This is a genomic window from Winogradskyella sp. (genome assembly GCF_965228925.1).
Lineage (GTDB): Bacteria > Bacteroidota > Bacteroidia > Flavobacteriales > Flavobacteriaceae > Winogradskyella.
Genome location: NZ_OZ245845.1, coordinates 4,187,498 through 4,206,459, shown reverse-complemented (window position 1 = coordinate 4,206,459; position 18,962 = coordinate 4,187,498). Strand labels below are relative to the sequence as shown.

Sequence of the window (18,962 nt, the reverse complement as noted above, 5' to 3'; positions counted from 1 at the left end):
TTAAAATCCTTGCAATTTGAAAAAATAATGAGTTATGCTCAAATACTTTTTTATTTTTACAAAAACAAAACTGATGGGTTTTAAGCAACACATACCTAATATGGTGACTCTTCTTAATCTGTTTTCGGGTTGTATTGCTTTGATATTTGCAGTGCATGGCAATTTTGTCCTCGCTGCTTTTTTTGTTTTTTTAGGCATATTTTTCGACTTTTTTGATGGCTTATTGGCTCGTGTGCTTAAGGCACAAAGTCCGTTGGGGATTCAATTAGATTCTTTAGCTGACCTTATAACCAGTGGTGTAGTCCCCGGAATTATCATGTTGAAATTAATCGCGTTGTCAGTAGGCGTTAATGATTTTGTAACTTTTGACGACAGCTGGACCGCGACAATGAAATGGACTACGGTTAAAGTTTCTTATGTACCATTGATTGGTTTATTAATTCCATTGGCCTCCGCGTATCGCTTGGCAAGATTTAATTTAGACGAAGATCAACAAAGCTATTTTAAAGGCTTGCCCGTACCAGCTAACACCTTACTCATATTATCACTTCCGCTCATTTTAGAATATCAGAATAATGATATCATGAACGCTATAATCATTAACAAATGGTTTTTAATAGGACTGACGCTTTTAAGTTGTTACCTTCTTAATTCTAATATTAAATTATTTGCGCTGAAGTTTAAGGACTGGAGTTTTAAGAGCAATGCTACACGCTATATATTTTTGATCTTAAGCTTAGTGGCGCTAATCATTTTGAAGTTTGCAGCAATACCCTTCATTGTGTTGCTTTACATTATATTATCCTTGCTAGATATAAAAAATATTAACCAACCCATTTAAAACAGTACATAGCACATGGCTGAAGTTATTTTTACCCTATTAATGCTAGTCATGCTTCAAGCAGTTCTAGGATTTGATAATTTGCTTTATATCTCATTAGAATCTAAAAAAGCACCTTTAAGCGACCAGAAGCGCGTTAGGAGAGTCGGGATACTCATAGCAATAGTATTGCGGATTGTATTACTTTTTGTTTTGGTATCGGTCATAGAATTTTTCCAAGAACCGTTTTCATTTTTAACAGGCCATATGGATGATGATGTTTTGGACTTTGCTTTTAATGGCCATAGTCTCATTGTACTCGCTGGTGGTGGTTTTATTATTTATACGGCGATTAAGGAAATTTGGCATATGATCTCTATCAAAGATTTAGATCATGACGTAGAGAGTGAAGGCGATTCTAGTCGGAGTAAATCTGCAAATGCCGCCATAGTCAGTATCGTCATTATGAATTTGGTGTTTTCATTCGACTCCATTTTGGCCGCCATAGGCTTAACCAATGAAATAGAAAATTCGACAACAGCATTTATTGTTATGGCCATCGCGATTGTAGTTAGTGGTTTATTGATGTTGTTGCTAGCGGATAAAATATCAGCCTTTTTGGCCAAAAACAGAATGTACGAGGTACTGGGATTATTCATTCTGTTTATTGTTGGTATTATGTTGGTGACAGAAGGTGGCCATTTGGCACATATAAAAATCTTTGGCAACGAGATTGTGCCCATGAGTAAGACGACATTCTATTTTGTAATTGCCGTTTTGGTAGTTGTAGATGTTGTACAAGGACGTTATCAAAAGAAATTAATAAACGAAGAAATCACAAAAAAATGAGAAAGTTTAAAGTAAAATCCTTCGTCATCATTTTTTTGGTGCTGCTGGTGATTCAATTTTTAATTGTATTTGCGGATATCACGCTATCCAAAAACGGGAGTAATTTAGTGGTAGTAACTGATCAAATCATTGATATTTTTAGCCTCCCTATCAGTATTGTCAATAAAAGCTTACCGTTTTATATCAGGGAAAGTCTCTACATTAAAGCATTGTATTGGATTGTAAATTTGTTCATTCAATCCTTTATAATATATATGGGTTGGCGTGCGTTTAGAAGGGTCCGTAAGAAGTTGAAATAAATTAGAATTCCAATTTCTTTTTACGCAGTTCAAAGTTCTGCCCAAGGTAGACTTTACGTACCATTTCATCACTGGCGAGTTCTTCAGGGATTCCTGCTTTAAGAATACCACCTTCGAACATTAGATAGGTTCTGTCTGTGATGGCCAAAGTTTCCTGTACGTTATGGTCGGTAATAAGAATGCCAATATTCTTTTTGGTGAGTTTCGCTACAATACGCTGTATATCTTCAACAGCAACAGGGTCGACTCCTGCAAAAGGCTCATCCAGCAGAATAAAGTTAGGATCTGTGGCCAGGGCGCGAGCAATTTCTGTACGTCGTCTTTCACCTCCTGATAATAAATCGCCACGATTGGTTCTAATATGACCTAGGCCAAATTCTTCGATTAGCGATTCCATTTTATCGTGCTGTTGTTTTTTGCTCAGTTTGGTCAGTTGTAGCACACTCAAAATATTGTCTTCAATACTCAATTTTCTAAATACAGAAGCTTCTTGCGCCAAGTAACCAATACCATTTTGAGCGCGTTTGTACATGGGATATTTGGTGATATTGGTATTGTCTAAATAGATATTGCCACCATTTGGTTTAATAATACCTACAATCATGTAAAACGACGTTGTTTTCCCGGCACCATTAGGGCCAAGCAAACCAACAATTTCCCCTTGGTTAACCTCAAGAGAGACATCCTTAACCACTTTTCGTCCACTGTAGGACTTCATCAAATTTTCTGCGCGTAACTTCATAGGCTTGCTTAAAACGATAAAATTAGCAAAATCATATAGATTCGATCAGTGTAGCTTGAGTTTTATTAAAAGTTTAACCTTGCTGTTCTAAGGCTTCCCAATACTCATGGGCACGTCTTAAATGAGGGATAACAATCGTGCCGCCTATTAAAGTGGCGATACCCAAAGCCTCGCTGACTTCGGCTTTGGTGAGGCCTTCGTTATAAGATGATTCTAAATGATATTTCACACAATCATCACATCTCAATACGGTTGAGGCCACCAAACCTAATAACTCTTTGGTCTTTTTATCCAAAGCACCTTCCGCAAATGCATTGGTGTCTAAATTAAAAATACGCTTTACAATTTTATTGTTATCCGCTAGGATTTTCTCGTTCATCTTAGAACGATAATCATTAAATTCTTTGACGATATCAGACATGCTTTTTTCTTCTATTTTGATTTCTAACAACAATGGCCGAAATATAAATACTCACTTGGTATAAAATTAGTATCGGTATGGCTACAATAACTTGACTTGCAATATCAGGAGGTGTGATAATGGCTGATAAGATGAGCACGATGACCAAAGCGTACTTCCTATATTTTCTTAAAAATTGCGGAGTTACTAGACCCACTTTGGTTAAAAAGTAAATGATAATGGGGAGTTCAAATACAAATCCTGAGGCCAAAGCTGAGGATCTAACAAGAGCTATATAAGATTGTAAATCCCAAGCATTGGATATCTTTTCTGTAAATGTATAATTGGCCAAGAAATTTAATGATAAAGGAGCAATGACATAATAGCCAAATGCTACGCCAAGAAAAAACAGAAAAGAAGAAACCAATATGAAACCTCTAGAGCTCTTTCGTTCTTTTTCGTGCAAACCTGGGCTTATAAAACTCCATAATTGGTAGAGTACATAAGGAAAAGCAAAAACCAGACCTGCATATATAGAGGTCCAGATATGTGCAGAAAATTGCCCCGCAACCTTACGAACTTCAATTTCAAAAGGTAATTCACTTGCGCAAAACGACGTATTAACATCTAAAAATTGAGCAGCTTTACAGAGATAGGCATAGGTAGGGAAACTCATTTCCTTTGGTGCCATTATAATGCCTACCACAAAATCTTTAAAAATAAAAGCTAGGCTTGCTGCGATAACAATACCCAAGGTTGCTCTTATAAGGTGCCATCTTAGATCTTCAAGATGGTCTAGAAATGACATTTCGTCAACATTCTTCTTTGCCATTAGATAATACCTTCTTTAATTAGATCATGAAGATGTACAACACCAGCGTACTTCCCTTTTTTTTCGACCAATAATTGAGAGATACCAAACTCTTCCATCATTTCCATAGCATCGACGGCCATAGCATCTTTATCAATACGCCTTGGATTGGTACCCATAATATCTTTAGCTTTGAGATGGGTAATATCATCACTTTTGGTGAGCATACGTCTTAAATCCCCATCTGTGATGATACCGACAATTTCATCATTGTCAATCACGGCGGTCACACCGAGCATTTTTTCGGTAATTTCAACAATCACCTCCTTTAAACTTGCTTCGAGACCAACTTGTGGTTTCATGTTTTGCGAAGACAGGTCATTCACCCTTAAATACAAACGTTTCCCTAAGGATCCCCCTGGATGGTATTTGGCGAAGTCTTTGCTCGAGAATCCCCTTATTTCCAAAAGACATACGGCTAAGGCATCACCCATAACTAGCTGCGCTGTGGTACTCGTTGTTGGTGCTAGGTTATTTGGACAGGCTTCCTGTGCCACATAAGCATTTAAAACAAAGTCGGCTTGTTGTCCTAAAAACGAATCTTTATTGCCGGTAATGGCAATCATTTTGTTATGCGCATTCTTAATAAGTGGTACCAAAACTTTAATCTCAGGTGTGTTTCCACTTTTAGAAATACATATCACCACATCGTCCTTAAGGATTAAGCCCAAATCACCGTGAATGGCATCGGCAGCGTGCATAAAAATAGCTGGTGTTCCTGTAGAGTTTAATGTCGCCACTATTTTATTGGCAATAATGGCGCTTTTACCGATACCTGTGATGATAACTCGGCCTTTGGAATTAAGGATTAATTCGACGGCATTGGCAAAGTCATCTGTGAGTAATTCCGATAAGTTGGCGATGGCTTTGCTCTCTAATTCTATGGTACTTTTGGCAATGCTTAGAATGGAAGACACTGTGTTCAAAACTAATTTTTTAGAGTGTTTTTTTATTTAAAGAAATTATTATCTTTAAGGTTATGCAAAAGTACATGAATTTTTTCATTCGAAGATTCTGAAATACCGAATGAATAAATATTTGTACCCACCAAATGGTGACTTAAGAAATGTACATAAAATACTAATAGGGATTAATGAGTATTGCAGAAATTGACTTACACTCCGCTCTAAAAAAATACTTTGGTTTTTCTGGATTCAAAGGTCTACAAGAAGAGGTAATACAAAATGTTGTTGAGGGTAATAATACCTTTGTTATTATGCCTACAGGTGGCGGTAAATCATTGTGTTACCAATTACCTGCTTTGATTAAAGAGGGGACTGCTATTGTGGTGTCTCCGCTTATCGCATTGATGAAAAATCAGGTGGATGCCATAAGAGCGGTATCAGAACACGAAGGTATAGCTCACGTCCTCAACTCATCGTTGAACAAGACTGAGGTGAAGCGCGTAAAAGATGATATTATTAACGGTATTACAAAATTGCTTTATGTCGCACCAGAGTCCTTGACCAAGGAAGAGTATGTAGATTTTTTAAGGTCAGTGAAGATTTCATTTATGGCTGTAGACGAAGCCCACTGTATCAGTGAATGGGGCCATGATTTTAGACCCGAATATAGAAATCTGCGACACATTATAAAACGCATAGGAGACGATATTCCAATCATTGGACTTACAGCAACGGCGACGCCAAAAGTACAAGAGGATATTCTAAAGAGTTTGGGGATGACCAATGCGGTGACTTTTAAAGCCTCATTCAACAGACCTAACCTATTTTATGAAGTAAGACCAAAGACCAAAAATGTCGATGCCGATATTATCCGTTTCGTTAAGCAAAATGAAGGAAAATCTGGTATTGTGTATTGCTTGAGTCGAAAACGTGTTGAAGAATTAGCGCAAGTCCTTCAGGTCAACGGTATTAAAGCTGTGCCTTATCATGCAGGCTTGGATGCCAAAACACGGGTGAAGCATCAAGATATGTTCTTAATGGAAGATACCGATGTGGTTGTGGCTACCATTGCCTTTGGAATGGGGATTGACAAGCCCGATGTGCGTTTTGTAATACATCATGATATTCCAAAAAGTATAGAGAGCTATTATCAAGAAACGGGCAGAGCAGGACGCGATGGAGGAGAAGGGCATTGTTTGGCATTTTATGCTTATAAGGACATTGAGAAATTAGAAAAGTTTATGTCTGGTAAACCTGTCGCCGAGCAGGAAATAGGTCATGCCTTATTACAAGAGGTTGTGGCTTTTGCTGAGACCTCCATTTCACGACGGAAATTCATCTTGCATTATTTTGGTGAGGAATTCGATAATGAGACTGGTGAAGGAGGGGATATGGACGACAATGTCCGCAATCCTAAAAAACAAGTCGAAGCCAAAGACGATGTTAAAATCCTATTGGACACCGTTCAGAACACCAATGAAAAATACAAGTCCAAAGATTTAGTACAGGTCATTGTTGGTAAATCTAATGCGCTTATATCATCACATAAAACGGATACCCAACCCTTCTTTGGGGTCGGAAAAGCTAAGGAAGCTAGACATTGGATGGCCTTAATTCGACAAGTGATTGTTGCTGGGTATTTAAAAAAGGATATTGAAACCTATGGTGTTCTTAGACTGAGTGATGCTGGTAAAGCCTTTATTAATAAGCCACAGTCTTTTATGATGGCCGAAGACCATGTTTATGATGAAGAATCCAATGATGGTATCATCACCAATGCTAAAGGTGGAGGTGGCGCAGCCGATGAGCGTTTAATGACTATGCTTAAGGATTTGCGTAAGCGCAATGCCAAACGTTTAGGCGTACCGCCGTTTGTGATCTTCCAAGACCCTTCTTTGGAGGATATGGCCTTAAAATATCCCACAAGTTTAAACGAATTGTCTAATGTGCATGGCGTAGGTGAAAGCAAAGCCAAGAAATACGGTAAGGACTTTGTGGCACTAATTGCCGAATATGTCGAAGAGCACGATATCGTAAGACCAGATGACTTGGTGGTAAAATCTACGGGATCCAATTCAGCGTTAAAGCTCTATATTATTCAGAATGTCGATAGAAAATTACCGCTCGATGACATTGCTTCAGCCAAAGGCATGGAGATGCCTGACTTTATTAAAGAAATGGAATCCATTGTTTACTCAGGGACCAAGCTCAACATCAACTATTGGATTGATGAAATTTTAGATGAAGACCAACAGGAAGAAATCCACGACTACTTTATGGAGTCTGAAAGTGATAAAATCTCTGATGCCATTGAAGAGTTTGATGGCGACTACGAGGACGAAGAGCTCCGCTTATACCGTATTAAGTTTATGAGTGAGGTGGCGAATTAGAATAATTCCAATTTCCAAAACCATTAAAATGATATGTTACGTGAAGAATTAGATCGCGTGATAAAATATTCGGTACTATAGCGATCTACTGTAAATGCAAAAAAGCGTATGACTTTTGAATTAAACAATGAGCAACGAAAATATTTAGGTTTAGAATTAGTTGATAAAAATTGGGAAAAAGTAGTACTGAAAGGAGATTCATATCGCCCAAGTTCGGTTTTATACTTTGAAAATAATACTATTCGAAAACAAGTAATTTCGACTGATTCGAAATATTCTGAGATACAATATAATGAAGAGACTGAGAATCGAGAATTCATTCTTCCTAAAACTCAAAGAGGTAAACCAAAGAAATTGACTTCCGCAACATTAGAATCAAAAACGCCAATTGGTACTTATTTTAATTTTGGGGTTAACGTAATTACTATTGGAAATCACACCACTCAAAATACTTTTTACTCCACATATTTCGAGAACCTCAAAGTAAAAGGCATTTCGGACTTAAAGAACTGGTTAACTGATTTTATTCAGAGCTCTACTCCTAATGATTTAAAAGCCATTGAAAAATTTTCTTTAAAAAAGAGAAAAAGAGTAAAGCTGAAAGAGGGAGATTTTTTTATTTTCAAAGTAGATAGAAGAAATTATGGCTTTGGACGATTAATTTGTGACTTAAGACCTTTGAGAAAGGATTCAGAATTTAAGGCAAATAGAAATTATGGAATCATGAATCTCATGACTCAACCATTAGTGATTAAAATTTACCATTTCATAAGTCCAAAAAAAGATACTGATTTAGAGAAACTTAAAAAATTAAAGTCAATCCCGGCTCAATATATTATGGATAATTCCCTGTTTTATGGAGATTACGAAGTCATTGGTAATCTAAAATTAGAAGGCTGGGAATTAGATTTTCCAATTTCTTACGCCAGAAGTATAACTCCAGAAGACAATTTTCAAACGGTATACTTGCAATATGGACTTATTTACAGAGAGACAACAAGGAATAGGTACTATAAATATATAGAAATACCGAATCCCGATTCAAAACACGATTGGGATAAAGTTTTGAAATTTAATCCTTACAGAATGGAATCAATAGGTTTTAACTTAAATTTCAATAAAAAAATATTGGAGGATTGCATTAGTATTAATTCAAATCAACCCTATTGGGAATCTGAATTTTATAATCGGGAAGCTGATCTAAGGAACCCTAAAAATAAAAGCGCTAAAGATGAGATATTTGAATTCTTCAATCTTAATTCAAATGAGTCATACTTTGATAACCTAAAGAAAAACTTTTGACAGATAGCATATTTAGCGCATTACAAATGATTTGATTGTAATAGTTTAACCAAAAATCATAGCCTATTTTTCGAAACGAGCTATGTACAAAAGCGTTACTAGTAATTTTAAGAAACTAAGCCAAACCTGTTGGCAATAATTAGTCAAAATGGAGATAACAGTAGCTCATAATATAACATTAGATACCAAAGAAAGAATAATTACTTCGGCTGCGTCTAGTTTGAATGAATTGGTAATGCTATTGAGCTCAGGTGATGTTATTCGCTATGATATTAATAGACAAGATACAAAACGCCTATTTTCGGTAAAAAGTAGTGTCAGTTATAAAGATGGGGGATTTGATATTAATGCAAAATCAACCATTTACACTTTGGATGCAATTGTGGTAATTGTCAATGACTATAGACAGCATGGGTTTGTTCACTATCCGGAAAAGTACAAAAAGCTGCGCTTATGGAGAGAAGATTATCACGCCGATATTTCTCGCTACCCGATAGCATTATTTAAAAATGATATTGGTATTCCTCATTTAATATTTAGCGAGGCTTGGAACCACCTTCAAATAATGAACTTAGATTCGAGGCAAATACTCACTGCATCTAAGTCATTAATAGAAGAAAATGCAGAAGAAAGACATATTGAATTCTATAAAAAACATAAGGAAGATAATAAACTACCGTGGCCAAGACCTTATGACTATTTCTTTGGCAAACTGGAAATGTCTCCAAATAATGAGAATTTTCTAAGTACAGGATGGGCTTGGGGATCGTATGATGCATACAAGGTTTATGAGGTAAAGCATTTCATAGAAAACAATAGAATTGCTGACATTCCACTTGGGTACTGGGAACATAGTAATAGAGCTGCTTGTTGGATTGATGATAAAACAGTCGCAGTAGCTTATAACCCTCTAGAGAAAGATGATGAAAGTACTACCAAAGACTCTCCACAAGAACTACATTTCTACCAAATCAAGGACGGTATATCAGAGATAAAGAAGAAAGTACAGGTTAAGGAGCTAGATGTTGTAAGTTCTAGAATTTATTTCAGTAAAGCATTAAACGTTATTTTCTTTAGCTCCGATAAACAGGGCATAGCAATAATATCATTAGAGGGTGAAATCTTGTTTCATGACAAGGAATTAAATTTAACTGCATATGATCCTACTTTAAATCGATTGGTAAAATCTGATGATAAATCAGTAACTATTTATAAAATTGAAAAATGAAAAACCACAAGTACGGTATAACAAATTATAGCGCTTACCGGTTGGCTAAGTTTCATTAACTGTTGTACATAATCATGAATTTCAAATCGATAGTATATACAATTGTTGGAATATTAATTTTAGTTATGATCATCAAAACTATAATCGATATCAGTAATGATGCAAAAAGAGCTAAAAAAAATAGAAAACATATGGACGACTTTGTTCAGCAAAAAATGAAAAAAGAATTCCCTGAAATTCACAGCGAACTGTTGAATAAAAGAGTTAGAGTTTCCGAAAACAAAATATTTATTAATAACAAAAATCAAAACCTGAGAAATATTGATTTTGAACTTCAGCCTGTTATTAAATTTCACGAACCCGTGCCAAGTATCGAAATCTATGAAGATGAGAATCTAATAAGAGAATTTATAATTGATACAAAAATTGAAAACCCCGATTTGACCGGACAATTCTTTCATAGCTCAGTCAGAATTAATAGGAATTCTTCCGTTCAAATTGATGGAATAATTTCTGATAATTCTGAAAGCTACAATGAAAATGGAGAAGGGGTTAGGTTTCAACCCTTTTTCTTGTCCGATAAAGAAGAAATGAATACATCGCTAATTGGGAAGGGAATGTTTCAAAGAGGGCTCCATTATTCGGGACTTATTTCATCTAGAAATATTCGATTAATATGCATTTGCGATTTCTGTGCTTCAAGTTTTAGTGTTCAATTCTATCATGCTGGATTTGCAGAAATCCAGTATTTCTATTCAAGTAACAGTAAGGAAACGCTAACCTTGAATTATGGAGATATTGATAATTTACCTTTTCAAAACCAAACCGAAATTGACGAAACGAAATTAGTTGAAGTTGAAAAACAATTGCCTGAAACAAAAGATGGAAGTTTTAAGTATTACAATAATTTCTGTTGTCCAAAATGTAGTAAACCTTATATTAATTTTGAAGAAAATAAGGAAATACGACCTAATGAATACTATGTGAATTTTTGCATCAATGAAAAACCAATTGATTATTTAAGTAAATAATGCGCCTAACACTGTAGGCACTTCACTACGGTTGTAATACTTAATCGAAATTCATTACAATTTCCTATCTTTCAATCCTCGCAGAAAATTAATTATCATTCTCTCTTATACTAAGACATCAATAAACAAATGGTGTTTAAAAATCATTTATGGAGTGCAAAAATTGTGGACATACCTTTGAAGGAAAATTTTGCAACGCATGCGGACAAAACACCAGCGTTGATAGACTAACACTAAAAAGCTTTATAGTAGAACTGTCAGAAAGTATTTTCCAGGTCGACCGTGGTTTTTTCTTTACCATAAAAGGCTTGTTGACAAGACCAGGACATTCAATTAGAGCCTATTTAAGCGGACAAAGGAAGTATTACTTTAAGCCTATCGCTTTTGTTTTACTCTTAGCGACATTTTATTTCATCATAACAAAAATTATAGGTTCTAATACACTCTTGGCTGATGGTATTGTAGGGTTTCGAAGAGGCATCGAAAGTACGACCAATCCATCGCAGAACACTGTGGTTTTTGAATTGTTAACGACATGGTTAATTGACAATTTTGCCTATACAACACTTTTGCTAATGCCTTTAATTTCAATAGCAACATTTATAGCTTTCTTGGGCAAGGGGCAGAATTATTTAGAGCACATCGTAATCAACTCCTATCTAATGGGGCTTCAAACCATTTTTTATGTGCTCTTCACCATAGTGGATTATGTAATCAACCAAAATGATTTTACAGTTTTATTGGCCTTCATTTTATCTGTCAGCTATCGATTTTGGACATTTTTCCAATTTTATCATACAGATAAGAAGCGATATACCGCACTTCGTCTTGTATTAGTTTATGCGCTTTTATACTTTTTGATTGCTATAGGTCTAGGATTCTTATTTTTGATAGTAAAGATTTTTATTTAGTGTTACATTGAACCCTAATCACGATATGATTTAAGCTATTTTGGGGATCAGTTAGCTGCTTTTAAGAAGAAATGCTTAGATCAACGGCAAGTTCACTTTTTAGTGGCAGTATATTTAGTAAACAAAATCTCCTGCTTCTTCACCTTTAATACAATTTCATTGAGCTTGGTTTTCTCTAAAGTTTTAATATCTGCCTTTTCAATTTGGAAATCGATATTGGTCACAAAACGCCCTTTTACTTCGGTATGATGCGATTCAAATTCGAGGGAATCCGCATCTAAAGCCAGTTCAAAATCTTTGCCTTTGAAGGTCAATTGTGCCCCATTTTTGCACTTAATGTTGAGGTTTCCAACGATCACCGTTTGGAAGAAAAAGTAACCTCCCAATTCATTTAATCCAGAAAACAAAACATTGCTTTCTGAAACGCCATAAGGTTGGTGCTGTGCAGAAGCTACAATGGCCTCAATTGTATCGGTAGATGCTGACTCAGATTTGTTAAACAATTTGGTAAATGAAAAACCCATAGATTTAAATTTTGCCAAAGCTACATAAAAAACTGTTGTGTATTTTGATAAAATTTGTCAGTTCGAGTAATTTTGAGGTACGAAAAATTGTATCGAGAACTTTTGATGAATAAAACTCTGGTTCTCGATACATCCCGACGTTTACGTTTCGAGTTACTTCAACGACCACAGTCGGGACACTCGAACTGACAGTAATGCATATAATTTTAATTTTATTTCTAAATAGTTAAGGACTGTATCGTTTATTCTTAACTCGTAAATCCCAAAGTTAAGAGATTGCTTCGTCCTTATCGTCACTTCGACAGGTGTCACACTGAGCTTGTCGAAGTGCTCAGTGTGACACCTCGCAATGATGCCTAACTTTATTATTGAGTACTTTAACTCCTAACTCCTAACTCCTAACTCCTAACTCCTAACTTCTAACTTCTAACTTCTAACTTTACTTCGTATCTTTGCAGCCTTAAATAAAAGAAAACACAATGCAAGACGGTTTATACGCAAAATTCAACACTTCAAAAGGAGAAATAGTAGTCAACTTGGAGTTCGAAAAGACTCCAGGGACAGTAGGTAATTTTGTGGCTTTGGCAGAAGGTAACTTGGAAAATTCCGCCAAACCACAAGGAACACCTTATTACGATGGTTTAAACTTCCACAGAGTCATTCCAGATTTTATGATTCAAGGTGGTTGTCCACAGGGTACAGGTACCGGTAATCCCGGTTATAAGTTCGATGATGAGATTCATCCAGATTTAAAACACGATGCTCCAGGTAAATTATCCATGGCCAATGCTGGTCCGGGAACCAATGGTAGCCAGTTCTTTATCACCCATGTAGAGACGCCTTGGTTGGACGGAAAGCATACGGTTTTTGGAAATGTAGTTGAAGGCCAGGACGTTGTGGATGCTGTGGCGCAAGGAGATAAAATTGAAAGTATTGAAATCATTAGAGAAGGGGAATCTGCGAAAGGATTTAATGCTGTTGAAGCCTTTAGAACCTTTGAAGGAGCACGTGAGAAGCGTATCGCTGCAGAACGCGAAGCGGCGAGAGCCGAACTCGATAAATTAGCGGCCGGATTTGATGAAACACCATCGGGGTTGAGATATAAAGTCATCCAAAAGGGCGATGGTAAAAAAGCAGAGAAAGGCAATATGGTGTCCGTACATTATAAAGGTCAATTAGCTGACGGTACCGTATTCGATTCCTCGTACAAGCGCAACGCACCATTAGACTTTCAGGTGGGCGTCGGACAGGTGATCCCAGGTTGGGATGAAGGCATTTGCTTACTTAATGTTGGAGATAAAGCGCGTTTGGTAATACCAAGCGATTTGGCTTATGGCGCTGCTGGTGCAGGAGGTGTTATTCCACCAAATGCCACTTTGGTTTTTGATGTTGAACTGATGGGTGTTAATTAAGCCTTTAGAAAGATTTCAGTAACATTTTTTTAAAAGAATCGTCTCACTTAATAGTGAGACTTTTTTGTTTGTAAGATTATGCTTTTACAAATTATAATGTCACTTCGAGTATCCCGACTTCGGTCACCTAGCATAGGCAAAGTGTGAACTTCTAGATGTACTTCGATAAGTGTCACACTGAGCTTGTCGAAGTGCTCTGAAGAACTATAGAGAAGTGTATTATGATACAATAGTTCTCGACCTGTCTGCCTGTCCTCCGTACGAGACTTCGGTAGGCAGGGCCGAACAGGCAGGTACGATTTGCTCTAAAATCGCAAATCACTCGAACTGACATCCAGTAAGTCTTTAACTAGAAATAATAACAAGCCAATCAAAAATGAAATTAAAACCAACCATTCTAATCCTAACTGTTTTTACCCTATTAATAAGTTGCGGTAATTCCGTCGACTATACAGAAGCCTTTAAAAAAGACACCTCAGGAAAATATCTCTATAATCCAGATGAGTTGCTCTTAGTGTATTATGAGAATGATAAACTTTACCTCAATTGGAAAGGCGGCAAAGTGGAACCTGTGACCTTAGGGGACAACGAATTTTTTGTGCCAGACATGTATAAGAAGTTCCGTTTTGTACAACATCCAAAAACTCAGCAGCGCTATTTGTCTGTAGTGGATGAAGATAATCAAGAGAAAATAACCTATGATTATAAGAAAGTCCCCGATGACTACAAAACACCAAGTCGACATTTAAGTGAGGGCAATTATGAAGCTGCATTAAAAGGGTATTTGGAAATAAAGAAACAAGATTCAACGAGTTCCTATATTGACGAATGGGGCTTTAACAGTCAAGGCTACCGTCATATGAGAAATAAAGAGTATGATAAAGCCATTGGCGTATTGAGCATGAATGCTAAACTGCATCCTAATAGCAGTAATGTTTACGATAGTTTGGCAGAAGCCTACCTTATAAATGGTGATAGTTTAGAGGCTTATCAGAATTATAAAATAGCCTTAAAAATGAATCCCGGAAATGAGGGGGCGCAAAAGTATCTCGACCTCTATCAACCAAAATATTCCGAGGCCAGTAACTAAGGCGGATATTTCCTTATGAAATGTTAATGTCAACCGCTTTAAGGTGGTTTTCAGTGTATCTTTGCTATGCCAATGAAAAAGAAAACTATTGCCATAGTAGGGGCCGGGATTGCTGGTATTGCAACTGCTATTCGTCTGCGATCGCAAGGTCATAGCATTTCGGTATTTGAAGTCAATACATATCCCGGGGGTAAACTCACCGCTTTTTCCGAGAAAGGCTATCGTTTCGATATGGGCCCTTCCTTGTTTACAATGCCGCAATTTGTTGAGGATTTATTCCGAGTGGCATCCAAGCCTATCGCCGAATATTTCGCTTATAAAAAAAAGGAAGTCGTCTGTAACTACTTCTATGAGGATGGCACCACCTTTAGTGCTCTAGCAGACATTACCGAATTTGCTGACCAAGCTTCCAAAACCTTTGATGTAGAAAAACCGGTGCTTCTAGATTACCTTAATAAGAGCAAAAAAAAATATGATTTAACAGCATCCTTATTTTTGGAAAAGTCCTTGCATAAAACGGCCACATACCTTTCCAAAGATACCTTAAAGGCCATCTTTAATATTAATGCACTGGATATTAGTACAACTTTAGACGATCTTAATACAACGGTATTTAAGGATGAGCGCTTGGTTCAGTTTTATAATAGATTTGCAACCTACAATGGTTCTTCACCCTATCAAACACCCGGAATTATGTCGATGATTCCACACTTAGAACAGTATTACGGGACCTATTTCCCCAATGGAGGCATGCACGCTATTACACAAAGCTTGTTTCGGCTATCTCAGGATATTGGTGTCGAATATCACTTCAATCAAAACGTAGAAGAAATAATTACCAAAGCTCATAAGGTACAAGGGATTAAAGTTAATGGGGTCTTTGTTGAAGCAGATATTGTTGTTTCTAATGCTGATGTTGTGCCTACCTATAGAAAACTATTACCAAATCATAAAGCACCAGAAAAGGTATTGAAGCAACCCAGAAGTAGTTCGGCATTGATATTTTATTGGGGAGTAAAGCAGCAATTTTCGCAGCTCGATTTGCACAATATCTTCTTTTCAAAAGATTATAAAACGGAGTTTGATTATATATTCAACAAAAAAGATGTCTATAACGATCCTACGGTATATGTCAATATTACCTCAAAAGAAGAGCCCAATGATGCGCCTCAAGGCTGTGAGAACTGGTTTGTGATGATAAACGTCCCTAGTAATACGGGGCAAGATTGGGACGACATCATTGAAAGGTCGCGCCAACACATCAAAGAGAAACTCAATAGGTTGCTCGACATCAACTTGGATACCTTAATTGAATATGAAGCTATCTTGGACCCTAGGACCATAGAGTCGAGAACCCAAAGTTATCAAGGAGCTCTATATGGTGCATCTAGTAATAATAAGTATGCGGCATTTTTGCGCCATCCCAATTTTAAAAACTCAATTAAAAATTTGTATTTCTGCGGAGGAAGTGTACATCCCGGCGGCGGTATCCCACTTTGTCTATTATCTGGTAAAATTGTTTCAGAACTCATAGCTAACCAACACTAAGTATGAATAAAACATTGAAATTGAGGGTGTCAATTTTTGTGATATGGTTGTTTGCCATATCTGGAATTTTTGGTGTCCTATCCGAATACCAAAATTGGTTTTTATCGCTGACCCCATTAAACTTATTGCTGAGCTTTATCTTCGTTTTATGGCACGTAGATACCATAAACATAAAGTTGGTTTATGCTTTGGCCATTCCTTTTTTTCTTGGATTTATAACTGAGGCTTTGGGTGTTAATTATGGACTTATTTTCGGAAGCTATGTCTATGGCGAAAACCTAGGTTATAAAGTTGCGGGTGTACCACTTATGATTTGCGTCAATTGGGCCTTATTGACTATGATTACAGCTGATATTGCAAAACTCGTGTCCAAAAATTTATTTTGGTCTGCCCTTATTGGTGCAGCCTTAATGACTGGCTTAGATCTTATTTTGGAGGTATCAGCACCACGTTTTGATTTTTGGGAGTTCGAAAATGGAGATGTACCATTACAGAATTATTTGGGTTGGCTCGTAACCGCATTCGTGGCCCATTTGGGTTATCAGTCTTTTAAAATCAAAACAAATAAGACCATCTCCATACATGTATTCATTTCAATTGTTGTATTTTTTACGGTGTTTTTATTCTTTTAAATGACGGATTACGATTATATCATCTTGGGTGCAGGAGCATCAGGCTTAATGCTGGCTTATCGCATGGCGAATGATGCATTCTTTGATGATATGTCTGTTTTAATCATTGATCAGACCAAAAAGAAGGGTAACGACAGAACTTGGTGCTATTGGGAAAATGAATATGGGGAGTGGGATGGTATGCTGACAAAAACATGGTCTAAAATTTTCTTTGGAAGCCAAACATTTTCTGAAAACATTGAGATTCTGCCTTACCGTTATAAAATGATACGGAGCGAAAATTTCTATGAGACGCTGTGGAAAACTATTGCGGAAAAGCCCAATATAAATTTTGTAGAAGACTCAGTCGATAGATTTTCGGAAGCCAACGACATGGTTGAAGTCATCACCCAAAATAAGCGCTATACCTGTTCAAAATTGTTTAATAGCATAGCTCGACCAGATTTGTATCTCAAGCAAGACAAATACCCAGTGCTACAACAACATTTTTTAGGCTGGTTTGTAAAGAGCAATGCCGAGGTGTTTGACGATTCTACAGCCACCTTTATGGACTTTACCGTACCACAAAAAGGGAATACACGCTTTATGTATGTTTTACCTTTAGATAAAAAGACGGCCCTTTTTGAATACACGCTCTTTTCAAAAGATCTACTCAAACAATCGGACTATGAAGAGGCCATAAAACAATATCTATTAGAGCAGGGGATAACACATTACGACATCATTGAAAAGGAAATGGGGTCCATTCCGATGACATCCTTCCGGTTTTCGGCATTAGATTCTAAACACATTTTGAATATAGGCACTGCCGGGGGTTGGACCAAGGCCAGTACAGGGTATACCTTCAGGAATACGACCAAAAAAACAAAGCAACTGGTATCTTTTTTAAAGGACGAGAAGGACCTGTCTAAATTTAACAAGGTATCCAAATTTTGGTATTATGATTTACTTTTTTTAGACGTACTTGCCAATCATAATGACGAAGGTGCCGATCTATTTGCTTCCATGTTTAGAAAAGGTAATACGAAAACCATATTCAAATTTTTAGACGAAGAATCAAGTCTAATAGAAGATTTAAAGATTATTTTTTCAGTACCACCAAAACGATTTATTCAATCCTTATTAAGGCGTATCGTTTAATCCTCATTATAAATTTGTCCACTGTGAGGTTTAAGCGCATCTCTAATGGGTTTCATTTCAGATTCTTCAACAACCAAATAGGCAATACTATGCATTTCGCTAAAGGTCTCCACTCCAGATGTAATGGCTTTGACAGCATTTATGGTTGTATATTCTTTTAAATGAATTAAATGATGCTCAGCCGTTTTTTGGCTTACAGGGCCTCTAAAGTCCCATATGAGTTTTAATTTACGCATGAGCTACAGAGGTGCCGTTTTCGACAAAATTTTTAAAATTAGTCATATATTTTTTTGTCTGTTTTTTAAAGGCACGAGGCATTAAGAACAGCATGGCGTTCATCATAAAAGTTGTCGGTTGAAACTCGTTTTTACAAACCCATTTGGTATGGCCTTCTGGTGTTTCCTTGAAGTAGTTTTGTTGAATATTTCTAACGCCTTTCGTATTGTAGGTGGCATGAAATTCTTCAGGGAAATTTTGTTTGGTAATGGTCTCGATCAACTCCATTTTTCGTTTGCCAAAATCATAATTTAGTTTCATCTTGGCTCCAAACTTACCGGGTGCCCCAGAAATATGTTCTGTACTGACCAAACCTTCTTGCCAGTGCTTCATATTCTCGGTAGAATCCATTTTTTTAATGACCTCGTTCAATGGTTTTTTGATGATGATTTCAGTGGTGTATTTCATAGGAAAACAACAATAATCAATAAATATAGCAATTGCATAAATACTAACTCTAAATTATCGACGTTTCTACCATTTTAGAAGCCGTAAGCACATTATTTTTATTCGTTTATAAATAAAATTATGATAGGCGTTCGGCTTGTAAAATAGGTGATTTGTGTTATTTTTGCTGAATCTTGAAATTCAT

The 18,962-nt window shown here is 36.5% G+C and carries 20 protein-coding genes; 13 read left to right on the top strand and 7 right to left on the bottom strand.

What is annotated here, in order from left to right; translation table 11 throughout:
* Positions 1-73 precede the first annotated feature (73 nt).
* The 3 genes from ACO052_RS17635 to ACO052_RS17625 are packed head-to-tail and all read left to right on the top strand — an operon-like array spanning position 74 to position 1,968.
* Positions 74-841, top strand: coding sequence for a CDP-alcohol phosphatidyltransferase family protein (locus ACO052_RS17635; RefSeq protein WP_422108081.1), 768 nt, complete (start codon positions 74-76; stop codon positions 839-841).
* Positions 842-856: 15 nt separating this feature from the next.
* Positions 857-1,669 (top strand): TerC family protein, encoded by an 813-nt coding sequence (locus ACO052_RS17630; protein ID WP_422105104.1) that lies wholly within the window; start codon positions 857-859, stop codon positions 1,667-1,669.
* Positions 1,666-1,968 carry a hypothetical protein gene (locus ACO052_RS17625; RefSeq protein WP_422105103.1) on the top strand — a complete coding sequence of 101 codons (303 nt, stop codon included), beginning with the start codon at positions 1,666-1,668 and terminating at the stop codon, positions 1,966-1,968. The genes ACO052_RS17630 and ACO052_RS17625 overlap by 4 nt, the downstream gene beginning before the upstream one ends.
* A gap of 1 nt (position 1,969) precedes the next feature.
* Here ACO052_RS17625 and lptB read toward each other — a convergent pair whose 3' ends face one another.
* The 4 genes from lptB to ACO052_RS17605 form a co-directional block, all read right to left on the bottom strand.
* Entirely contained in the window at positions 1,970-2,710 is a 741-nt protein-coding gene (lptB, locus tag ACO052_RS17620; RefSeq protein WP_422105102.1) for an LPS export ABC transporter ATP-binding protein, read from the bottom strand.
* 73 nt (positions 2,711-2,783) lie between these two features.
* Complete coding sequence (locus tag ACO052_RS17615; protein WP_422105101.1) at positions 2,784-3,131, bottom strand: carboxymuconolactone decarboxylase family protein; 348 nt, start codon at positions 3,129-3,131, stop codon at positions 2,784-2,786.
* Positions 3,124-3,942 carry a twin-arginine translocase subunit TatC gene (gene tatC / locus ACO052_RS17610; protein WP_422105100.1) on the bottom strand — a complete coding sequence of 273 codons (819 nt, stop codon included), beginning with the start codon at positions 3,940-3,942 and terminating at the stop codon, positions 3,124-3,126. The genes ACO052_RS17615 and tatC overlap by 8 nt, the downstream gene beginning before the upstream one ends.
* The gene (locus tag ACO052_RS17605; protein ID WP_422105099.1) at positions 3,942-4,907 is read right to left on the bottom strand and encodes a KpsF/GutQ family sugar-phosphate isomerase; all 966 of its coding nucleotides are present in this window, start codon (positions 4,905-4,907) and stop codon (positions 3,942-3,944) included. Before ACO052_RS17605 ends, tatC begins: the two co-directional genes overlap by 1 nt.
* Positions 4,908-5,074: 167 nt before the next feature.
* Here ACO052_RS17605 and recQ point away from each other — a divergent pair, with 167 nt between their 5' ends.
* The 5 genes from recQ (at position 5,075) to ACO052_RS17580 (ending at position 11,748) form a co-directional block, all read left to right on the top strand.
* Complete coding sequence (gene recQ, locus ACO052_RS17600) at positions 5,075-7,276, top strand: DNA helicase RecQ (RefSeq protein ID WP_422105098.1); 2,202 nt, start codon at positions 5,075-5,077, stop codon at positions 7,274-7,276.
* 108 nt (positions 7,277-7,384) lie between these two features.
* Positions 7,385-8,578 carry an immunity 26/phosphotriesterase HocA family protein gene (locus ACO052_RS17595; protein WP_422105097.1) on the top strand — a complete coding sequence of 398 codons (1,194 nt, stop codon included), beginning with the start codon at positions 7,385-7,387 and terminating at the stop codon, positions 8,576-8,578.
* Positions 8,579-8,726: 148 nt separating this feature from the next.
* Positions 8,727-9,806 (top strand): hypothetical protein, encoded by a 1,080-nt coding sequence (locus ACO052_RS17590; protein ID WP_422105096.1) that lies wholly within the window; start codon positions 8,727-8,729, stop codon positions 9,804-9,806.
* 125 nt (positions 9,807-9,931) lie between these two features.
* On the top strand, positions 9,932-10,837 hold the full coding sequence (locus ACO052_RS17585; RefSeq protein ID WP_422105095.1) for a hypothetical protein: 906 nt from the start codon (positions 9,932-9,934) through the stop codon (positions 10,835-10,837).
* Between the two features lie 149 nt (positions 10,838-10,986).
* Complete coding sequence (locus tag ACO052_RS17580; RefSeq protein ID WP_422105094.1) at positions 10,987-11,748, top strand: DUF3667 domain-containing protein; 762 nt, start codon at positions 10,987-10,989, stop codon at positions 11,746-11,748.
* A gap of 92 nt (positions 11,749-11,840) precedes the next feature.
* Here ACO052_RS17580 and ACO052_RS17575 read toward each other — a convergent pair whose 3' ends face one another.
* Positions 11,841-12,272: a hypothetical protein gene (locus ACO052_RS17575; RefSeq protein ID WP_422105093.1), complete on the bottom strand. Its 432-nt coding sequence runs from the start codon at positions 12,270-12,272 to the stop codon at positions 11,841-11,843.
* A 479-nt stretch (positions 12,273-12,751) separates the two neighbouring features.
* Between ACO052_RS17575 and ACO052_RS17570 the strand changes: the two genes are divergently transcribed.
* The 5 genes from ACO052_RS17570 (at position 12,752) to ACO052_RS17550 (ending at position 18,094) form a co-directional block, all read left to right on the top strand.
* Positions 12,752-13,684, top strand: coding sequence for a peptidylprolyl isomerase (locus ACO052_RS17570; protein WP_422105092.1), 933 nt, complete (start codon positions 12,752-12,754; stop codon positions 13,682-13,684).
* Positions 13,685-14,060: 376 nt separating this feature from the next.
* On the top strand, positions 14,061-14,774 hold the full coding sequence (locus ACO052_RS17565; RefSeq protein ID WP_422105091.1) for a tetratricopeptide repeat protein: 714 nt from the start codon (positions 14,061-14,063) through the stop codon (positions 14,772-14,774).
* Positions 14,775-14,846: 72 nt separating this feature from the next.
* Complete coding sequence (gene crtD / locus ACO052_RS17560; RefSeq protein WP_422105090.1) at positions 14,847-16,322, top strand: 1-hydroxycarotenoid 3,4-desaturase CrtD; 1,476 nt, start codon at positions 14,847-14,849, stop codon at positions 16,320-16,322.
* Between the two features lie 2 nt (positions 16,323-16,324).
* Positions 16,325-16,954 carry a carotenoid biosynthesis protein gene (locus ACO052_RS17555; RefSeq protein WP_422105089.1) on the top strand — a complete coding sequence of 210 codons (630 nt, stop codon included), beginning with the start codon at positions 16,325-16,327 and terminating at the stop codon, positions 16,952-16,954.
* Positions 16,955-18,094 carry a lycopene cyclase family protein gene (locus ACO052_RS17550; protein ID WP_422105088.1) on the top strand — a complete coding sequence of 380 codons (1,140 nt, stop codon included), beginning with the start codon at positions 16,955-16,957 and terminating at the stop codon, positions 18,092-18,094.
* Here ACO052_RS17550 and ACO052_RS17545 read toward each other — a convergent pair.
* Both ACO052_RS17545 and ACO052_RS17540 read right to left on the bottom strand, forming a co-directional pair.
* On the bottom strand, positions 18,091-18,330 hold the full coding sequence (locus ACO052_RS17545) for a hypothetical protein (RefSeq protein ID WP_422105087.1): 240 nt from the start codon (positions 18,328-18,330) through the stop codon (positions 18,091-18,093). The two genes, ACO052_RS17550 and ACO052_RS17545, sit on opposite strands and share 4 nt — an antisense overlap.
* Positions 18,323-18,778: an SRPBCC family protein gene (locus ACO052_RS17540; RefSeq protein WP_422105086.1), complete on the bottom strand. Its 456-nt coding sequence runs from the start codon at positions 18,776-18,778 to the stop codon at positions 18,323-18,325. The genes ACO052_RS17545 and ACO052_RS17540 overlap by 8 nt, the downstream gene beginning before the upstream one ends.
* Between the last annotated feature and the right edge of the window lie 184 nt (positions 18,779-18,962).

Coding starts and splice junctions, on each gene's coding strand:
- ACO052_RS17635 (WP_422108081.1), top strand. CDS start 74: ATGGGTTTTAAGCAACACATACCTAATATGGTGACTCTTCTTAATCTG.
- ACO052_RS17630 (WP_422105104.1), top strand. CDS start 857: ATGGCTGAAGTTATTTTTACCCTATTAATGCTAGTCATGCTTCAAGCA.
- ACO052_RS17625 (WP_422105103.1), top strand. CDS start 1,666: ATGAGAAAGTTTAAAGTAAAATCCTTCGTCATCATTTTTTTGGTGCTG.
- lptB (WP_422105102.1), bottom strand. CDS start 2,710: ATGAAGTTACGCGCAGAAAATTTGATGAAGTCCTACAGTGGACGAAAA.
- ACO052_RS17615 (WP_422105101.1), bottom strand. CDS start 3,131: ATGTCTGATATCGTCAAAGAATTTAATGATTATCGTTCTAAGATGAAC.
- tatC (WP_422105100.1), bottom strand. CDS start 3,942: ATGGCAAAGAAGAATGTTGACGAAATGTCATTTCTAGACCATCTTGAA.
- recQ (WP_422105098.1), top strand. CDS start 5,075: ATGAGTATTGCAGAAATTGACTTACACTCCGCTCTAAAAAAATACTTT.
- ACO052_RS17595 (WP_422105097.1), top strand. CDS start 7,385: ATGACTTTTGAATTAAACAATGAGCAACGAAAATATTTAGGTTTAGAA.
- ACO052_RS17590 (WP_422105096.1), top strand. CDS start 8,727: ATGGAGATAACAGTAGCTCATAATATAACATTAGATACCAAAGAAAGA.
- ACO052_RS17585 (WP_422105095.1), top strand. CDS start 9,932: ATGATCATCAAAACTATAATCGATATCAGTAATGATGCAAAAAGAGCT.
- ACO052_RS17580 (WP_422105094.1), top strand. CDS start 10,987: ATGGAGTGCAAAAATTGTGGACATACCTTTGAAGGAAAATTTTGCAAC.
- ACO052_RS17575 (WP_422105093.1), bottom strand. CDS start 12,272: ATGGGTTTTTCATTTACCAAATTGTTTAACAAATCTGAGTCAGCATCT.
- ACO052_RS17570 (WP_422105092.1), top strand. CDS start 12,752: ATGCAAGACGGTTTATACGCAAAATTCAACACTTCAAAAGGAGAAATA.
- ACO052_RS17565 (WP_422105091.1), top strand. CDS start 14,061: ATGAAATTAAAACCAACCATTCTAATCCTAACTGTTTTTACCCTATTA.
- crtD (WP_422105090.1), top strand. CDS start 14,847: ATGAAAAAGAAAACTATTGCCATAGTAGGGGCCGGGATTGCTGGTATT.
- ACO052_RS17555 (WP_422105089.1), top strand. CDS start 16,325: ATGAATAAAACATTGAAATTGAGGGTGTCAATTTTTGTGATATGGTTG.
- ACO052_RS17550 (WP_422105088.1), top strand. CDS start 16,955: ATGACGGATTACGATTATATCATCTTGGGTGCAGGAGCATCAGGCTTA.
- ACO052_RS17545 (WP_422105087.1), bottom strand. CDS start 18,330: ATGCGTAAATTAAAACTCATATGGGACTTTAGAGGCCCTGTAAGCCAA.
- ACO052_RS17540 (WP_422105086.1), bottom strand. CDS start 18,778: ATGAAATACACCACTGAAATCATCATCAAAAAACCATTGAACGAGGTC.